This window comes from Pseudoalteromonas sp. CR1 (genome assembly GCF_019392235.1).
GTDB lineage: Bacteria > Pseudomonadota > Gammaproteobacteria > Enterobacterales > Alteromonadaceae > Pseudoalteromonas.
Genome location: NZ_JAHXRM010000012.1, coordinates 60,139 through 79,727, shown reverse-complemented (window position 1 = coordinate 79,727; position 19,589 = coordinate 60,139). Strand labels below are relative to the sequence as shown.

The 19,589-nt window shown below is 40.0% G+C and carries 15 protein-coding genes; 3 read left to right on the top strand and 12 right to left on the bottom strand.

All coding sequences use genetic code 11. The features are described from left to right. Positions 1–18: 18 nt before the first annotated feature. From KZZ04_RS11900 to KZZ04_RS11865, 8 genes are all read right to left on the bottom strand, one after another. Complete coding sequence (locus tag KZZ04_RS11900) at positions 19–1,380, bottom strand: SPOR domain-containing protein (protein ID WP_219422823.1); 1,362 nt, start codon at positions 1,378–1,380, stop codon at positions 19–21. Continuing rightward, on the bottom strand, positions 1,381–2,451 hold the full coding sequence (gene aroB, locus KZZ04_RS11895) for a 3-dehydroquinate synthase (RefSeq protein WP_219422821.1): 1,071 nt from the start codon (positions 2,449–2,451) through the stop codon (positions 1,381–1,383). Between the two features lie 30 nt (positions 2,452–2,481). Further along, positions 2,482–3,000: a shikimate kinase AroK gene (gene aroK / locus KZZ04_RS11890; RefSeq protein ID WP_006793103.1), complete on the bottom strand. Its 519-nt coding sequence runs from the start codon at positions 2,998–3,000 to the stop codon at positions 2,482–2,484. A 184-nt stretch (positions 3,001–3,184) separates the two neighbouring features. Next, positions 3,185–5,278 (bottom strand): type IV pilus secretin PilQ, encoded by a 2,094-nt coding sequence (locus tag KZZ04_RS11885; protein ID WP_058403850.1) that lies wholly within the window; start codon positions 5,276–5,278, stop codon positions 3,185–3,187. Further along, complete coding sequence (locus KZZ04_RS11880; protein WP_058403851.1) at positions 5,265–5,804, bottom strand: pilus assembly protein PilP; 540 nt, start codon at positions 5,802–5,804, stop codon at positions 5,265–5,267. The genes KZZ04_RS11885 and KZZ04_RS11880 overlap by 14 nt, the downstream gene beginning before the upstream one ends. Further along, a complete protein-coding gene (locus KZZ04_RS11875; RefSeq protein ID WP_058403852.1) occupies positions 5,801–6,406 on the bottom strand; it encodes a type 4a pilus biogenesis protein PilO in 606 nt (201 codons plus the stop codon). Before KZZ04_RS11875 ends, KZZ04_RS11880 begins: the two co-directional genes overlap by 4 nt. Continuing rightward, complete coding sequence (locus KZZ04_RS11870) at positions 6,396–6,968, bottom strand: PilN domain-containing protein (RefSeq protein WP_058403853.1); 573 nt, start codon at positions 6,966–6,968, stop codon at positions 6,396–6,398. The genes KZZ04_RS11875 and KZZ04_RS11870 overlap by 11 nt, the downstream gene beginning before the upstream one ends. Continuing rightward, positions 6,956–8,035, bottom strand: a complete 1,080-nt coding sequence (locus KZZ04_RS11865) for a pilus assembly protein PilM (protein WP_058403854.1) — start codon at positions 8,033–8,035, stop codon at positions 6,956–6,958. The genes KZZ04_RS11870 and KZZ04_RS11865 overlap by 13 nt, the downstream gene beginning before the upstream one ends. Positions 8,036–8,166: 131 nt before the next feature. On the opposite strand from KZZ04_RS11865, the gene KZZ04_RS11860 reads away from it, so the two are divergent. After that, on the top strand, positions 8,167–10,668 hold the full coding sequence (locus KZZ04_RS11860) for a penicillin-binding protein 1A (protein WP_058550587.1): 2,502 nt from the start codon (positions 8,167–8,169) through the stop codon (positions 10,666–10,668). A gap of 63 nt (positions 10,669–10,731) precedes the next feature. Here the strand turns inward: KZZ04_RS11860 and metL are convergent, their stop codons facing one another. Together metL and metB are read right to left on the bottom strand one after the other, a co-directional pair. Next, complete coding sequence (gene metL, locus KZZ04_RS11855) at positions 10,732–13,077, bottom strand: bifunctional aspartate kinase/homoserine dehydrogenase II (protein ID WP_058403855.1); 2,346 nt, start codon at positions 13,075–13,077, stop codon at positions 10,732–10,734. A gap of 168 nt (positions 13,078–13,245) precedes the next feature. Continuing rightward, complete coding sequence (metB, locus tag KZZ04_RS11850) at positions 13,246–14,493, bottom strand: cystathionine gamma-synthase (protein ID WP_058403856.1); 1,248 nt, start codon at positions 14,491–14,493, stop codon at positions 13,246–13,248. Between the two features lie 199 nt (positions 14,494–14,692). Between metB and metJ the strand changes: the two genes are divergently transcribed. Beyond that, the gene (gene metJ, locus KZZ04_RS11845; RefSeq protein ID WP_006793094.1) at positions 14,693–15,013 is read left to right on the top strand and encodes a met regulon transcriptional regulator MetJ; all 321 of its coding nucleotides are present in this window, start codon (positions 14,693–14,695) and stop codon (positions 15,011–15,013) included. 70 nt (positions 15,014–15,083) lie between these two features. Here the strand turns inward: metJ and KZZ04_RS11840 are convergent, their stop codons facing one another. Both KZZ04_RS11840 and rpmE read right to left on the bottom strand, forming a co-directional pair. Then, entirely contained in the window at positions 15,084–16,325 is a 1,242-nt protein-coding gene (locus tag KZZ04_RS11840) for a malic enzyme-like NAD(P)-binding protein (protein WP_058403857.1), read from the bottom strand. A gap of 619 nt (positions 16,326–16,944) precedes the next feature. Then, positions 16,945–17,160 (bottom strand): 50S ribosomal protein L31, encoded by a 216-nt coding sequence (gene rpmE / locus KZZ04_RS11835; RefSeq protein WP_006793092.1) that lies wholly within the window; start codon positions 17,158–17,160, stop codon positions 16,945–16,947. Between the two features lie 231 nt (positions 17,161–17,391). On the opposite strand from rpmE, the gene priA reads away from it, so the two are divergent. Continuing rightward, complete coding sequence (priA, locus tag KZZ04_RS11830) at positions 17,392–19,578, top strand: primosomal protein N' (RefSeq protein WP_058403858.1); 2,187 nt, start codon at positions 17,392–17,394, stop codon at positions 19,576–19,578. Positions 19,579–19,589 lie beyond the last annotated feature (11 nt).

The following is a 19,589-nucleotide window of genomic DNA, read 5'->3' as shown; positions in this document are numbered from 1 at the left end:
ACACTAAAGCGATTTATATTACTGATCAAGTAGTGCAATTTCTTGTTTTATTTTACTAATTTTTTTATAAAACGGTTTATTTTTTAAGATACTAGCAGGTAAGTTTTTCATACCTTGCTGCGCATCACTTATGCTTGTAAAACTGCCTGTTGTAACCACCCACCATGTTTTACCGTTTCTTTGTGTTTGATAGGTGTACGCTGTTAATTGAAGTGCATATTCTTCTATAAAATCATCTACAACTTGTTTTTGTGTGACTGCAAGTAACTGAATAACTGTATTTGAATCATTTTGCTGAGAGTACCACACGCTGGCTCCGTCAATAGGCTGCGGCATTGGTGATTCACCTGCTTCAGTGCTTGTTTGCCTCTCCTCTAGAAACTCTTCAACTGGCTCATCCTCTATAGGGCTATTTGACTTAGTTGAATTATTGTCCTGACTTCCAGCACTTAAGCTTTGCATTATTGCAGGTATATCGTTTGTACTTTGCAGCTCAACTTTTGGTGGCTCACTCTGCTTGGTGCTTGTTTCTGTGTCGGCTGATACATCAGTCATACTTGCTGTATTGTCTTCAAAATTAGATGGTGCTGTGACCTGACTCACTGGAATAGCAGTGCTATCAACCTCAATGGTGCCTTGTTCATAATGTTTTTGCCACCAGTCACTCATGTCTGATTTATACAACAAGCCTATAATTAAAAGCATAATGAGCAACATCAGTACCAGTAAATGTACACGCCATGATACTTTATCTTTGACTTTAATATCAGCAATATACTCATCTTGTTGCCAAGCAAGCAATAAACTAGGGTTACCGTTAGCTTCAGCTAAAAAAGCTTGGAAAACAGGGTCTTCATCATGAGGAAGTTTTTCAAAATACCACCCCATTAACTGCTTGCTTTCATGAATGGGGAGCCGTTCAAGATGAATTTCAACTGCATGTTCAACTGGCAGTTTTGCAGCTGAGGCAATCATAATATAAAGAGTGATTGGACTATTTTTAGCTAGCAACTCAAGCTCAATCAAAAACTCTTCTGATAAGTGCCTACCACCGTCAATAACCCACAAACATGAGCCCGGTTGTTGTTGATTAAGTAACTGATAAAAATTTTCAGACAAACTCAAATTATGATCAACTAACGGGTTGTTAAAGCTCTGCTCTAATAGGTCGCTCATTAACTGAGCGTCCGTTAATTTTGCACTTGATTGTACAAATGCCTTATTAAAGTCGTTGTATTTATCGGTAATAAAGGTTTCAAGCAGATAGCTCTTACCTAAGCCTGATGTGCCCAGTAAAACAATGAGGTTTTGGCCATATTCAAATTGCAGTGCGATTCTATCCACCAAAGCCGCACGGCTTGGTAAAATTTGTGACTGCATTTAGTGCTCGATTAATGCTCGGACTTGATCGTCAGATACATCATCTACAAGTGCACATTGACCAAATTGAGTGGGTAAAATAAAACGGATAGTCCCTTTTTTATTTTTTTTATCTTTACGCATATGCAATAAAAATTGCTCGCTCGTCATATCAGCAGGCACTTCAGTTGGCAGGTTATACTGTTTAATAACAGCTATTATACGCTCTACATTTTGCTGCGTTAAGTCACCTCGTATACTAGCCAACCGAGAAGCTAATACCATACCTGTAGCAACAGCTTCACCATGGAGCCACTTACCATAGCCCATTTGGGCCTCAATTGCGTGACCGAAGGTATGCCCCAAGTTTAGTAGTGCTCTAAGGCCTTGCTCTTTTTCATCTTCAGCAACAATTAACGCTTTAATCTCACAGCACCTGTAAATAATATGCTGTAGGCATGTTTCATTTAGCAGCTGTAAGTTTTCAACATTTTGTTCTAAATAAGCAAATAGCTCGGTATCGTATATTAAACCATACTTGATAACTTCAGCCATTCCTGCCGCAAACTCTCTTTTTGGTAGTGTATGCAAAGACTGAGTATCAATAAAAACAGCTTGTGGCTGATAAAACGCCCCAATCATGTTTTTCCCTAACGGATGGTTCACTGCTGTTTTTCCACCAACAGATGAGTCTACTTGCGATAAAAGTGTTGTCGGTATTTGAATAAACGGCACACCGCGCTGGTAACATGCAGCTACAAATCCTGTTAAATCGCCAACTACGCCGCCACCTAGTGCAATTAAGCAAGTATCGCGACCACAGTTATTTTGCAGTAAAAATGCAGATATTTTCTCAAACCAATCAAGCGACTTGTATTGCTCACCATCAGGTATGATAAAGGAAAGAGGGTTTAATTCAGCTAATGAATCAAGCAAGCCTTGTAAGTATAAAGGTTCAATTGTGTCATTAGTAATGATGATAGGCCGACAATCACCAATATGATGAATTAGACGGCCATTATCTTGAAGTGCAGATTGCCCAATATAAATAGGATAACTTCGCTCGTCCAAATTAACAGTTAATTTAAGCATGCTCAGCTAATCCTTTATTATTTATTGGTTTTAAAAATCTAGTTTCTCAATGATTTGATTTGCAACAACTTTAGCGCTTTGCTCATCAGTGCGTACAACAAAATCAGCCACTTCTTTATATAACGGTTCGCGTTCTTCTGCTAAGCGCTCTAGTACATCACGAGGTGCTTCTTCGGTTTGCAGTAACGGGCGACGCTTGTCGCGTTGTGTGCGTGCAACTTGCTTTTCAATAGGTGTCTCTAGGTATACAACGATACCACGAGCCGAAAGCTTGTTTCGAACTTCTTTACTCATTACTGAACCACCACCTGTAGCAAGTACAATACCTTGCATTTCAGTTAAGTCGCCAATAACAGATTCTTCACGAAGTCTAAAGCCTTCTTCACCTTCAAGATCGAATACCCAGGCAATATCTGCACCCGTGCGGCGTTCGATTTCTTGATCAGAATCAACAAATTCAAGGTGTAACTGATCGGCAATGTGACGACCAATTGTGCTTTTTCCAGCCCCCATGGGGCCAATTAGAAATATATTACGTTTCTCAGCCATATCTTTTAGTACAAACGAACTCTAAAATTTGAAATAAAACCCCGCCTAACGACCTGGCCCCAAAATTAAGGAGGGGATTATCTCAGTAATTGCAGGGGTATTTCAAGTCAATTAGAATAAAAAGCCACATAACGAGCAATTAAACTAAATAATCACCCGTCAATTAACAAAAAAGTACCTTATTTTAATCTATTTGTATTTTCGGTGTCACAAATATAAGCAGTTCGCGCTTTTCATTAAATTCACTAGTGCTTTTAAATAACCTACCAACATAAGGAATATCACCTAATACCGGCACTTTATTTGTGGTGTTGATTATTTGTTGTTGGAAAATACCACCGAGTACAATAGTTTGCCCATTTTCTACTAGCACTTGTGTTTGAATTTCTTGCGTATCAATTGATACAGCCTCACCAGTGCCCGTTTGTACAGTATCACCGCGTGTATCTTGCGTGATAATTAAGTCTAATATTACTTTGTTATCAGGCGTTATATGCGGCGTAACCTCTAGACTCAGTACTGCTTTTTTAAAGCTAACCGTTGTTGCACCGCTAGAAGCTGATTCTGTATAAGGTATTTCAGTACCTTGCTCAATACGCGCCTTTTGCTGGTTAGCAGCAATAATACGCGGGCTTGCAATAATCTCACCCTTATTTTCTTCTTCAAGTGCACTTAACTCTAAATCGATTAATGTACCGTTGGCGAGCTTTGCTATGTGCAGGCCAATACTTGCCGCTGGGTTTGTAATAGGTAGGTTTACGTTTAATCTGTCTGTTAAGTCAGGTATTACCCCGTTTGAAATTGTTTCAGCGCCTTCCAAAGAACCTGATATGCCATCACTACCTTGCTGATCGCTAAAACCCCAACGCACGCCCAGGTCCTCAGTTACATTATCACGCACTGTTACCATACGAGATTCAATGACAACCTGTTGAACCGGTATGTCTAAGGTTTCAATCATGCGTCTAATATTTTCTATACTTTTAACAGTATCTTTAACGAGTAGCGTATTAGTACGCTGATCAACCGACACGCTTCCGCGTGGAGTAATGATGCTATTAATATCAGTTTTTAATAAATCAGCAAAGTCTTCAGCTTTGGCATAATTTAAACGCATATATTCGCTGTAAAGCGGCTCTAAATCTTCAACTTGTTGCTTTGCTTTTAAATCTTTAGCTTCACGGGCGGCAAGTTCTTCAGCTGGCGCTACCATCAATATAGAGCCATCCATACGCTTGTCCAACCCTTTGATGCGTAATACTACATCAAGAGCCTGATCCCAAGGCACACCGTCTAGACGCAGCGTAATATTTCCCGTAACAGAGTCACTCGTTACTAAGTTAAAGTCGTTATAACCTGCGATAATTTGTAATGCGGCACGGACCGAAATATCTTGAAAGTTTAAGGTCATTGGTCGACCTTGATACTCTTTACCACCATCTAAATAGGCATTTTGAGTCTCATCTTTTTCAACCGTAAGAGTAAGAATATTGTCTATTTGCTGATACGTGAACGTAAATTCGGCATTTGGTTCAATAACAACGCGGCTACGCCCTTCTTCTTTGAATGTTTCGATGGTACTAACAATGGTACCAAAATCTAAAACATCTAACTCATAGAGTAAATCGTCAAGAATGTCAGTATGGTGAAAATCTGCGTAAATTTTGCCGCCACTTTCATGCACTTCTATTGCAGCTTGAGTATCTTGTAAAAATACAAGCACCTTCGCCTCACCTTTTTCACCACGTCTAAAATCAATCGACTGAATTCGGTTGATGTAGTTTCCACTCACATCACCTGTTAGTAAAGCTTCATCTTCGGTCACTGAACCGGTTAATGGATTATCTGATACACGTATTGAAACTAGGTTATTGTTAACTTCTGTTTCATACATTTTTAATCTGTCTAGGTTAACCGTTACCTTTAAACCTTGCTCAGATAAAACATTAGTGACGCTACTAATACCTGCTTGATTAACTTCAACGTCATTTAACCCTAATTCTAACTCTGCGGTGTCAAAAAACATTTCAATACGCGCTGGGCTGTTAAACACTTGAATTTGCGGCTCTAGCGTTATCTCTTCGTCGAAAACAAGCTGTAGTTCGGTTTCACCTTTAAGTAATGGATTATAACGTACATCGTAAAGCAATGGTCCTGCCAAAGCATTACTAGCACAAACCAAAGCGGCTGTTGCAAGTAAACTTTTCGCAATGCGATTAAACCAAAGAACATCCTTATGCATGTTATTTTTACCTTTTTTATTATTAATTTGCGCCATCAGTTGCCGCCTCTAACATTTCCAGTTTAGTCAGGCGCTCTTTCCAACAACCAGACCCATCAGGGATTAACTCAACTAACTCTATGAAATCATTACTCACAGCTTTTACCTTGCCATCGTAACTACCCAAATAATTACCAATCGTTACACGGTGTAACGTTTCATCTGCCGCGGTTATAAGTGCCCAAACTTGACCACTTGAGCCAATTGTACCTTTCATTGCTAGATTATCTAACGGGTATTTTTCTAGTGGCTCACGGCGTCTGTCTGGATCTGGGTGTAAACAGTTTTTTATTTGTGTCAATTTGTTCTGAATTATTTCAGGTTGGGGTGCCACAAATGGGCTTCGCAAATCACCTGCACTATATTCAAAAATTTCAAATTGAGTAAGTTCAGGAATTGACTCAACTTTAGGCGTAGTGCTTGCTTTTACCTGATCAATAAACTCTTTTTGTTCCGATGTATCATCATTACAACCTACTAACGCAACAACAGCCAAAACCGGGATTAAATGAAGGAGCCTCATTTTTTAGCTCCTTCTTCATAGCGGTAAGTTTTTGCTACAACACTAAATGTTAGCTGTTTTTCACCAGAAGACGTAATAGAAAAGTCATGTAAACTAACTATTCGTGGCAACTGAGCCACTTTTCCAACAAATTCACCAAATTCGTGATACGTGCCTACGACTTCGATTTTAATGGGCAGTTCGGTATAAAATTCTTTTTGAACCTCAGGTAACCAGCCAATTTTTAAAAAGGTGAGCCCACTTGTTGTGCCAACATACGATAAATCATCAAGTAAGCCCGGAATTTCATTTGAAGTAGGTAGACGTTTAAGTAATTGAGAAAACTTATCTTCCATTTCTATCATTTGCTGACGATAAATATCCAACTTACTTGCCACTGCATACTTTGTTCGGTATGTACTTCTTAAATCAACCTCTTTGGAAACTGCATTGTGGTAACTGTCAATTTCGTCAGAAACCAATAAGCTATAACTAAAAAACAAAATAAGGCCAGCCACAAATGCACAACAAATCACTTTTACAGCCGCAGGCCAATCACCAATGTTATCTAATTCAATTTCATTCCAATCTATTTCGCCAAGCGCTTTAAAATCAAGGTTCATCACGCACCTCACCAATCTCATCAAATGGTTTTACGTAAAACTCCATACTAAAGTCACTGAGTAAACGCGAAGACTGATCGCCTGCAACAATATCTTGCATTGTTAAGCGCTCTAATAAATAAGAACCTTGTACTTGACGTATCATAGTGGATAAACGGTTATTTGATTCACTGCGCCCAAGCACATAAATTTGGCTACCTCTGCGCTCAAGCTTTGTTAAATAAATACCTTGAGGCACTATTTTTGTTACTTCATCCATAATTTGCGTGCCAAGGTTACGACTACTTTGCAGCTCTTCAATTAGTCGCATACGTTGCTGTAGGTTTTCTTTTCGTTTGTCTAGCTCTCTGATATCACTTATCTTTCGATCAAGCATACTGATTTCTGAACTTAAATAATTGTTTTTTAGGTTTTGCCCATCTTTTAAGGCGCCATAAAACATACTTAACAAGTACATACTTAAAAAACACGCCAGCACAATTCCAACCAATATGGTTACAAATTTCTTTTTAGACTCTTCGCGTTGTCGCTCTCGCCAAGGCAGTAGATTTATATGTGGCATGATGAAAAACTCCTTAATGCCAAGCCTGTCGCAATCGCAAATTGTGTTCTATGGCGTTGCATTACATTACGATCTACTTTGGGCGAAATTTCCATATTTGCAAAAGGCTCTGCAACAACACTATGGATACCTAGTTCCTCTATTAACAAGCGATCTATTCCTTTGATCATAGATGTGCCGCCTGTCAGTACAATGTAATCGATTTGCTCTTTACCACTGGTGGTTAAGAACATTTGTACCGCTCTACGTACTTGCTGTAATAACGCTGTTTGAAACGGCGCCAACACCTCAAAAGTATAATTAGGAGGTAAGTCGCCAGATGTTTTACCTATTTCAGCCTCATCAAACCCTTTGTTGTAGTAGTTAACAATACTGTTTGTATATTGATCGCCACCGAAAACCTGGTCACGGGTATAAATAGTTTCACCGGCTTGCACAACACTCACAAGCATTAATACAGCCCCTATATCAACTACCGCCACACATTTGTTGAAGGCATCACTTGGCAGCTGTTGGTAATAAACATCCATAGCACGACTAAGTGCATAACTTTCTACGTCTACAATTTTGGTATCTAGGTTTGCATCTTCTAGTGCGCCAACACGCGCTTCTACACTTTCAGTTCGCGCAGCAGAAAGTAACACGTTCATTTTGCTCGGATCAGCTTCATTGGTTGAAAGCTTTTCGAAGTCTAGGCTCACTTCGTCAAGTGGGTAAGGTATTAAACTGTCGGCCTCAATTTCAATTTGAGACTCAAGCTCTGCATCGCTTAACGACACGTCCATAAAAATCACTTTAGTTATAACCGTTTGCCCCGAGACGGCCACAGCTGCATTTTTAAGTGATTTTGGTAATTTTCTTTTTAATTTTGTTATTACATTACCAATCGCTTCAATATCTTGAATCGTTCGTTCACTCATAGCGCCTTTAGGCATTGGCTCAATTGCTAGCGCTTCTAATCGAAATCCAGTTTCAATTTCTCTCAGAAGCACCGCTTTAATCGAGTGCGATCCGATATCAATTCCTACCATCATCGGTGACGGCTTTTGAAATAGTTGACTTAGCATGTTTGCAACTTGGCCTTTGTTTTAATAATAAACAAGTTATAATTTTTTTCTGAAAAAATATTATTCATTTTTTAATCAATATATACTATCAGTCCAAACTCGCAATTGGGAGTCCATTTAGGGAAATATAAGTGATTTTATTAAAACGAACTTTACAATTTTTTATCATTTGTACGTTAATCGGTCTGATAACTTTGGTCAGTCTTTATTACTACGTTAAACCTGATATCCCCAGTGTGCAAGTTTTAAAAGACGTGCAATTACAAACTCCTATGCAAGTATTCACCAAAGATGGCCTCTTAATCAATCAATTTGGTGAAAAACGTCGTATTCCGGTTACTATTAACGAAATCCCACAACCACTCATTGATGCATTTTTAGCAACTGAAGATAATCGCTTTTATGATCATATAGGTATAGACCCTATTGGTATAGTTCGCTCTGCAATTGTGCTTATTTCTACCGGCGAAAAAAAGCAAGGGGCAAGTACCATTACTATGCAGCTTGCGCGTAATTTTTTCTTAACCCGAGAAAAAGCGTATATTCGTAAAATAAAAGAGATATTCATTGCACTGCATATTGAAAATGTTCTTACCAAAGACGAAATATTAGAACTTTATCTCAATAAAATAGAGCTAGGTAACCGTGCCTTTGGTATTGGGGCTGCAGCTCAAGTTTATTACGGAAAAGAGTTAAAAGACTTAACGCTTGCTCAAATGGCGATGATTGCAGGCTTGCCTAAAGCTCCTTCTGCGTTAAACCCTATTCGTAACCCCACCCGTGCAAAAGCACGCCGTAATGTTGTACTGGGTCGCCTATTAACTGAAAACTACATAACTCAAGAAGTATATGATGATGCAACAAGCCAACCTATTACTGCGTATTTTCATGGCGCCGAAATAGATTTATACGCGCCGTATATTTCTGAGATGGTGCGTGCAGAAATGGTTGCACGCTACGGAATAGACAAAGCATACAACTCAGGCTTTAAAATATTCACCTCTGTTGAGTCTAAAGTACAAAAAGCGGCGCAAACCGCGTTAGTTAATAATCTTCATGACTACGATATGCGTCATGGTTTTAGAGGACCCAACGCTATTTTATGGGACCCTGAGCAGCAACCAGCTCTTAGCGAAGAAAAAATACTGACCAAACTTAATGAAGCTAAAGAAATAGGTACATTAAAAGCGGCGGCTGTTTTAAATGTGGATGAACTCAATGCCACGGTAATGCTTAAAAATGCAGAGCAAATAACCCTATCGTGGGACAATTTAAAATGGGCACGTAAATACATAACGCGTTACCGACAAGGCTTTGCTCCAACAACCGCTACTGAAATATTAACCCCAGGAATGCAAATTTGGGTGCGTAAAAACAGCAAAAACGAGTATGAACTAAGCCAACTACCTGAAGCTTCAAGTGCGATTGTTTCACTTGACCCGCAAGATGGCCGTATAAAAGCCATTGTTGGTGGCTATAGCTTTGAGCAAAGCCAATACAACCGAGCTATTCAAGCAAAACGCCAAGTGGGATCAAACATAAAGCCGTTTATTTATTCTGCCGCGCTTGAAAACGGCTATACGCTCGCCTCTATTTTAAATGATGCGCCAATTAATCAGTGGGATAAAAGCCAAGGTGTAGCATGGCGGCCTAAAAATAGTCCGGCTGTTTACAATGGCCCGATCAGAATTCGCCGCGCATTAGCGCAATCTAAAAACGTAATTTCAGTTCGTTTGCTCAGAGGTGTTGGTTTACAACGAACAGCAGATCACTTATTAAAATTTGGCTTTAAAAATTCAGACATAAACCGTAGTGAATCATTGGCACTGGGTAGTGCTTCAATTACCCCTATTGAACTTGCGCGTGGTATGAGCGCATTTGCCAATGGCGGGCATTTAATTGAGCCGTACTTTATCGCTGAAATTCAAGACGCGTTTGGCAATAGCTTATTTAAAGCTAACCCGACAAAAGTATGTGAAGACAACTCTGCGGAATCGCTAACGCCAGTAATAAACTCCGAATTATTTCAGTCACAAAACTCTGACATGCCAGAGATAAAATGTGCGCCACAGGTCATATCCAAACAAAATGCATTTTTAATAGCTCAAGCAATGCATAGCGCTGTTTGGGGTGGTGGTAACTGGTCACGTAAAACGGGTTGGTCAGGAACAGGTTGGCGCGCTCAAGCATTAGGCCGTCGTGATCTATCAGGAAAAACAGGTACAACTAATGATTCTGTAGATACATGGTTTAGTGGCTTTAACCGAAATGTGATGACTTCAGTTTGGGTTGGGTTTGATAACCCAGGCAACCCATTGGGCCGGACTTCTTACAATAACAACCTTGATAGCAGTCAAATATCAGGGGCTGAATCTGGCGCTAAAACAGCACAACCTGCTTGGGTTGAGTTTATGAAAGTCGCGCTTGAAGGTAAACCTGAGGCCCCCATCGAGCCGCCTGAAGGCTTAGTGTCTATTAGGATTGATTTAGAAACCGGTTTATTGAGTCACAAAAACGATTACACCAGTCGCTTTGAGTATTTTGACAAAGGAACCGCACCTACTAAATATGTGCTATCTCAGCCTAACGATATATTTGAAGAAGATACAAAAACAGAAGAAGAGCTATTTTAAAGCATTTATAAACAAAAAACGGCGGCTTAATTTAAGCCGCCGTTTTTATATCAATATACAAGCTTATTTCAAGTTTTGCACAAGCCAATATAAATCTGAATGAACACCCGCCGCAGTTACCTCACTACCCGCCCCTGGGCCTTGAATAACTAATGCATTGTCGCTGTACCATTTACTGTTTATCACAAAAATATTATCGCCAGGTGTTAAGTTTGCTAGCGCATCACCGTTTGGCACGTATGCAATGCCTACTTTTGCAACGACTTTATCGCATGCAATTTCTAACAACCCTGTGTATCTAAGCACTGCATTTTTAGCTTGCGCTGCTGCAGCGTGTTCTTCAATAAACGTATCAAGCTTCGTTTTTTTATCTATAAAATCGTCCCAGCTACCCCGAGCAAGTTCAACTGGCATAAGTGCCGAGAGACTTATATCGCCAAGCTCAAGCTCTACACCTAGCTCTCGGGCTAAAATAAGTAGCTTACGCTGCATATCACGCCCAGATAAGTCTTCACGTGGATCTGGCTCTGTAAAACCCATTTTTTGCGCTTCAAGCACCAACTCTGAAAACGCAACACTGCCATCATATTTACTGCATAACCACGATAGCGTGCCAGAAAACACACCTTCTATTCGCGTGATTTTATCGCCACTATTTTGTAAATCAGCTAAAGCAAAGTTTATAGGTAAGCCTGCTCCTACACTTGTGTTATAACGCCAATGTAAGTTGCGCTCTGCCAAATTATGCCTAAGTGTTTGATACCAATGTGTAGGCGCTGTGCCGGCATATTTATTTGCACTAATTAAATGGCAATCGCTTTGCACAAAGTCAGCATAAAGCTGGCTAAATTGCTCACTAGCAGTAATATCAATGACTACTTTATGCTCGTAATCAAGCTCGTTAATTGAATTTAATAAATCACTACTTTGGTATTTTTTGGCCTCAAGCTGCCATTGTTTTTGCCATGTTTGAGGGTTAACTCCACTTGGATTAAACAGCATCTCTTGAGAGCGAACCAAAGCAACTAATTTAATACTAAAGTCACCGCTTAGGCGCTCAAATTGATCCGCCAGTTGGTGTATAAACACTTCACCTACATTACCTAACCCTGCAACTATAATCGCAATTTCTTGACCTTTGTTGACTAGCTTATCGTGCAATGTGCTTTGCACATCGCTATCAATAAATTGATCAGTTAGTAATAAAACATAACCATTATCTTGATGCACAAAACGCGGTTTTATAGTTTGCTCAGCTAATACTTCTAAAGCTTGCAGTTTAAGTGTGCTGATGTCTTGCTCTGGGGCAACAACTGCACAGCCGTTTAAATTCGACTCACTAATATTAGCTCTACCAGCAAAGTAATTAATAACTTGGTATGTTTGTGCAGCCGGTACGACTAAATACACTTCGCCATTATGGTTAAAGTGATGAAGACTATGCTGAATAAGCTGGCTAACATTTGCAACCTCACCTTCACTCAAGCCTTCTACTGTTAATAAATCAACACTTTGTAGCGTCGTAATAAAACGCTTTTTCTTAGCTAGACCTTCTTTAACAATATGAGTTGGACTTGCTTGAACATCAAAACTACTGCGTACAGCTAGCTTTATATTGGTATTTTTTAAAGGCGATAACGTTTTAGCATGCAGAACGGGGTTACCTAATCGCGCTAGTAAATTGGCCTGAGTGCGGCACACTTTAGCGTACTTAATTGCCTTTTTTACTTTACGCGGATCGGTACTAAATACACCTTGCGTGTCAGTCCAAATACATACTTGCTTAGCATCACAATAGCTGGCAAGTAGTGTTGCGCTGTAATCGCTACCATTACGCCCAAGCGTTACGGTATCGCCAAATGTATTTGCCGCTATAAACCCGGTTACTATATTCACTTTATTGGCATCAATAACACTGTTACATTGCAGCTTATTTTGAGCATGGCGTAATTCGCCATCATTTAAGGTAAAAAGTAGGCGAGCATCGTGTGCGCAGGCATGTACGTTTAACTGTTGTAAATATGCAGCTAATAATCGCGCAGACCATACCTCACCATGAGCAAGTAACTGCGCTTCTTTGAGTTGCTCACTTTGCGCTAAGCTTGCAATTATATTTAGCTCTTCGAGTAATGTTTTAAGTGCGCTGCGCTTTAAATCAGCTTGTAATAATTGCTCAATTAAATCGCTTTGATGGTTATTTAACTGCAGTAAAATATCAGCGACAGCTTGTGTGTCTTGCTGCTGATAACTTTGCCACAACGACACAAGGGTATCCGTGGTTTTACCGGCAGCAGATACCACAACACAGTCACCCGGTTGTGAGTGGCCAATAATTATTTTAGCTACGCTTTGATAGCGCTCACTAGAGCTTAAACTTGAACCACCAAATTTATGTACACAATTGACCATATTTATACCAATTCGCTTAATTAGATTGTCTATTTTGAGGATAAGAAAACCGTGTCGATAACAAGGCAAAAATTTCGTTATTTATTTGTTCTATATGAAAAATTTTTAACGAAGTTAGCGCCGGTTAATCCCTCAAATTGATTAGGTATTATTGCGGATTGGTATTACTTACCAAAGCGCTGGACGGGCTGCACTTAATTTCACATTGCCTTCAGGCGAGCCAGCCCCTTTACCAACACGGCCAATGTTTTTATTTTGCCCAGGCTTTACAAGCTGAAACACGCGCTCTAAATCAGCTAATAAGTCGTTTATATCTTCTATACCGACTGAAACTCGAATAAGCGTGTCGCCAACCCCTGCTTCAAGCCGTGCTTTAGGTTCCATTCCAGCGTGTGTCATCGTTGCAGGATGGCATATTAAGCTCTCAACTCCGCCCAAAGACTCTGCCAAGCTGAAATCACGTAAGCTTGTTAAAAACGCCGCAGCATCGTTTATGTCGCCTTTAATATCAAAACTCACCATGCCACCAAAGCCCAGTTGCTGAGCTTTAGCTAATTCATGCTGTGGGTGCGATTCAAGGCCTGGGTAATACACTTGACGAACAAATTCAGACTCATCTAAATATTTAGCAATCGATAATGCGTTTTCTTGATGCTGCTTTAAACGCACATTGAGTGTTCGCAAGCCACGCAATGTTAAATAACTATCAAATGGCGCACCTGTAATACCTATATTATTTGCCCACCATGCCAATTCATCGCCCAGCGCTTGTGAAGCTGCAATCACCGCACCGCCTACTACATCTGAATGGCCGTTGATGTATTTGGTGGTCGAGTGCACCACTATATCAACACCAAATTTAATGGGGTTTTGTAATGCCGGTGATAAAAATGTGTTATCAGCAGCAACTAAAGCACCGCACTGCTTAGCAATATCGGTTATTGCTTTAATATCAGTTAAGCGTAGTAATGGGTTACTGGGTGTTTCTATCCAAATTAGCTTAGGTTTAATTGCTAAAATTTTGTCCAAGCTTTGTGCTTGAGTTAAATCTAAGACTTCCAGCTTAAGCAAACCGCGCTTTTGCAGTGAAGTAAATAAACGATAGCTGCCGCCGTAACAATCATGAGGGATCACCAACGTATCATCATGATTCAAAATTTGCGTAGCCAAATGAACGGCAGACATGCCCGTAGCAGTAATAATGCCCCTTGCTCCGCCCTCTAGTTCGGCTAACGTTTCAGCTAAAATATCACGATTAGGGTTACCACTTCGTCCGTAATCATATTGGCGTTTTGTATCAAAGTCGGCAAACGAATAAGTTGTCGATAAATAAATAGGTGCGACAACTGCGCCATGATGTTTGTCGGCTTCAACACCACTTCTCACTGCAATGGTTGCTTTATTTTTTTCGCTCATATTCGTCACCTGCTCAATTTGGATGTTTAGACGTCTAAAAGAGTAATTTATCTCATTAAAGATGTCAAAACATTTAAAGCTCTAGATGGCTAAATAACTAGTATTTGACTATCTTTTTTAAATCGATAGAATTTCACGCATATTCATATGCATTGTAGCGCATGTGAGCAATTATTAATCTGAGGCGACGATACATCTTATGGCTAAATGGAATGGTGAGTATATTCACCCATACGCAGAACACGGGAAAAAATCAGAACAAGTAAAAAAAATTACCGTTTCGATCCCACTAAATGTATTAAAGGTATTAACGGACGAGCGCACGCGTCGTCAAATTAATAACCTACGTCATGCAACAAACAGTGAACTACTTTGTGAAGCGTTTTTACATGCATTTACCGGCCAACCTTTGCCTAACGATGACGACTTACGTAAGGATAACGCCGAAAAAGTCCCTGAAGAAGTGAAAAAAATAATGCAAGAAATGGGGCTAGAAGTGCCTGTGTTAAACGAAGACTAAACGTAATTTTAGACACAAAAAAACCTCAATTAATTGAGGTTTTTTTGTGTCTAAAATTACAACCTAACACTTATTCCATGTAATTTTCAGGTAAATCAATTTGTGCAACACCTGACTCTACCGCAGCCATTGCAACCGCTTTTGCAATGCGTGGTAGTAAACGAGGATCCATTGGTTTTGGAATAATATACTTATCACCAAACTCCAGCTTATCAACACCCGCAGCCGTCAGTACTTCAGCAGGTACAGGCTCTTTAGCAATACTTCTAATTGCTTCTACGGCAGCTATTTTCATTTCATCATTAATTGCACTGGCGCGTACATCAAGAGCACCGCGGAATATAAACGGAAAACACAGTACATTATTAACTTGGTTAGGGTAATCTGAACGACCCGTTGCCATAATTAGATCGTTTCGAGCAGAGTGGGCCAATGCAGGATCAATTTCAGGATCGGGGTTAGAACAGGCAAACACAACTGGCTTTTCTGCCATTAACTTTAAATCGTCGGCGGCTAATAGATTAGGACCCGATACACCAACAAATACATCTGCGTCTTCAATCACATCTTGCAACGTGCGCTTGTCTGTATTGTTTGCAAAAAGTTTTTTGTATTCATTTAAGTCATCACGACGAGTATGAATAACACCTTTACGGTCAAGCATGTATATGTGCTCACGCAAAGCGCCACACTTAATTAAAAGCTCCATACAAGCAACCGCAGCAGCACCCGCCCCCAAACACACAATAGTGGCATTTTCGATAGACTTGCCCTGCACCTCAAGCGCGTTCAACATACCCGCAGCGGTTACAATAGCTGTACCGTGCTGATCATCATGAAATATAGGAATACTGCAGCGTTCAATCAACGCTTTTTCTATTTCAAAGCACTCTGGCGCCTTTATATCTTCGAGGTTAATACCGCCAAATGTGTCGGCAATATTAGCCACTGTATTAATAAAATCTTCCGTGGTGCGATGTTTAACTTCAATATCAATAGAATCAAGGCCAGCAAATCGCTTAAACAGTAACGCCTTACCTTCCATTACAGGTTTTGAAGCAAGTGGGCCTAAATTGCCCAGGCCTAAAATTGCAGTACCATTAGTGATAACCGCAACCATATTCCCTTTGCCGGTGTATTTATAAGCGTTTGCAGGGTCAGCAGCTATTTCGCGTACTGGTTCTGCAACTCCTGGGCTATATGCTAATGCGAGATCTTTAACCGTTTCAGCAGGCTTGGTTAGCTCAATGCTAATTTTTCCTGGAACGGGGTGCGAATGATAGTGTAGTGCTTGTTCACGAAAGTCTGACATAACGCGATTGTATCCTGCAATTAAAGTAAAAGTGAGAGGTGAAGTTTAGGCTACGATACCCTTATTATTTTTAAATTCCAAGCAATATCAGGTCTATCCTGTTATATGCTAGTTCGATTAATTTTAAGAGGTTTTTCAATAACTTTAGTAAATTATATCGACACTTTATAAATAAAAATTCATCCAATAACGGGGTTTAAAGGCACATTTATTCTTTCATTATTTTTTATAAAACATCTTAATAAAGTCTTATTAAAATAAGCAAAAATAGACTTATTCAAATACTTTAAAAACATATAACTTCACGTTAGCTGCATTTAACCACTTAGTTAAAAAATGAACTAATTAAAAATATAGAGAATAATTTGCGATTTGTCTGTAAGGGTTTATGCATATTCAGAATAAGAACAGGAAATAGTTATGCATTGCAGAGAAATAAGAAAATCGAGTGATAAGCTAAAAATTTGTTACTTAGTTGTTCTACATTAAAAAATTTTAACGCAGCTCGCGTAAAATTTAATTATTCAAATTGAGACGGTATCGCTCGCAAATTGCCACAACTAAATTAAAAGCATAAAAAAAGCACCCTAAGGTGCTTAATTTAACGAGACAGCAAAAATTACTTCTTGCTACCAAGTGCACCGAAACGCTTGTTGAAACGATCAACACGTCCGCCAGTGTCTAAAACTTTTTGCTTACCAGTGTAAAAAGGGTGACACGCTGAACATACGTCAAGGTGAATGTCTTTACATAAAGTAGAGCTTGTTTCGAATTTATTGCCGCATGAACAAGTTGCAGAAATTACTTCGTACTTAGGGTGAATACCTTCTTTCATAGAAACCTCTAGTTAAGGCCGCATCGCTCTCCAAACCCGAAGTCTGGCACCATACGTCGTTAAAACAAATTTGTTGGTCGCGGATTTTATCCAACTACCATCAAACACACAAGCTATTATTAACTGTTTTGCTAAAAAAGTAGCCAGGCACTCAAGCAAGCAACATTTGCTAGTAGGTTTTTAACGTTATTTTTAGTACATTACATCATTAATTTTATGAGTTGAGTTGCTATGCATTTTGTTGAAGTCGCTATAAAAGTTCCCTTACCGCGCACCTTTGATTACAAAGTAGATAAGCAACTTGATGGTATGACATCACCACTAGAACCAGGAATGCGTGTGTTGGTGCCTTTTGGTAACCAACAAAAAGTAGCCGTTATTTTAGCTATTAAAAGCAAGACCGATGTGCCCGAAAACAAAGTAAAACCTATCATTGAAGTCATCGATGATGCGCCTATTTTATCATCTGAGCACATTGCGCTTTTGAGTTTTACATCCCGCTATTACTGTTACCCACTTGGCGAAACAATTCATATAGCGCTACCTAGTGCGCTACGCCAAGGTGAATCACCGGATAAAACCAGTATCAACATGGTTATGCTGACAGAAAAAGGGGCAAAACTTCCGTCACTCAAAGCAAAAACTCAACTTAACTTATTAAAGCAACTTGCGCAGTCTGGTAAATCATCATTAACCGAGCTTAAAGCATTAGGCTTTAGTAAAAAAACTATCGATAGCCTTATTGCAAAAGCATTGATTACACAAACCATAGAACATGATAATCAGTGGCAAAGTACAGCCCCAACAGTGGGTAGCAAGCCTACATTAAATAAAGAGCAAGCCGTAGCTTGCACTGCAATTAATCAAAGTAATGGCTTTAACACATTTTTATTAGAAGGGGTTACCGGTAGTGGTAAAACCGAAGTCTATCTTCAATGCCTTGAAGAAGTGTTAAAGCGAGGTGAGCAAGCCTTAGTACTCGTACCCGAAATAGGCCTTACCCCTCAAACGGTAAACCGTTTTCGTCGGCGCTTTCCAGATACTCCCATCATGTTATGGCATTCTGCACTTACCGATAACGAACGCCTACAAACCTGGCGCTTTTGCGAAAAAGGGAGTTGCGCGATTGTAATAGGTACGCGCTCAAGTATTTTCTTACCTTTTTTAAAGCTCGGTATGATTGTCGTTGACGAAGAACACGACTCATCATTTAAACAACAAGACACCCTTCGTTACCATGCACGAGATTTAGCAGCTTATCGTGCATTCCAGCATAAAATTCCACTTATACTGGGCAGTGCAACTCCTGCGCTCGAAACCTTGCATAAAGCCATTAATAATAAGTACCAACTTTTAAGCCTGACAGAGCGCGCTCAAACTTCAACCGATAACCAGTTTAAATTACTCGACATGAAAGGCCAGCCCGATCAGGCCGGTATAGCTCACGCAAGCCTTGCTACCATGCGCCAACACTTAAATCGTGGCAAACAGGTTATGGTGTTTTTAAATCGTCGCGGCTTTTCGCCTACGCTTATTTGCCATGAATGTGGTTGGTTGAGTGAATGTAACCGTTGCAGTACCAGTGCCACGTTCCACAAGGCGATTGGTCAAATGATTTGCCACCATTGTGGTGACCAACATCAGGTACCTCATCAATGCCCTGATTGTGGTAGTACACAAATATTCCCTAATGGGAAAGGTACCGAACAAATAGAAGAGTTTTTAACAAACGAGTTTCCTGAGACGCCTGTAACCCGTATTGATCGAGATTCCACCCGCCGTAAAGGTAGTTTAGAAAAAGCCCTCGACGAAATTAACTTAGGCGGTGCGCGCATATTAGTGGGCACGCAAATGCTTGCTAAAGGTCATCACTTCGCCGATGTAAGCTTAGTGATTATTTTAGATGTCGATAGCGGCCTCTACTCCTGCGACTTCAGAGCAACTGAACATTTGGCGCAGTTGGTAACTCAAGTGGCAGGGCGAGCTGGCCGCTCGGGAGAGCCAGGCCAAGTGTTATTGCAAACACATTTCCCTGAACATCCACTATTACAAGATTTAGTCAATAATGGTTACCAAGATTTTGCACGCTTTGCGTTAAGCGAGCGTGATGACGCTGACTTACCGCCTATTACTCATATGGCCATAGTCCGTGCACAAGGGCTTAGTATTAAACTAGTCGTCGACTTTTTGACAGATTTGGTTCCAGTTAACGGTGTATCTGGTATACAATTGCTCGGTCCGATCCCTGCCCCTTTAGAGAGAATAGCGGGTATGTATCGGTTTCAATTGCACATTCAAGCGCAAGATCGCCGCATATTACATCAGTATCTTGCGCAAATGGTTGATTATTTAAGCACGAGCAAACTTGCACAAAAAGTTCGCTGGAGTTTAGATGTAGACCCTATAGATATGATTTAGGTTAAGGCCAA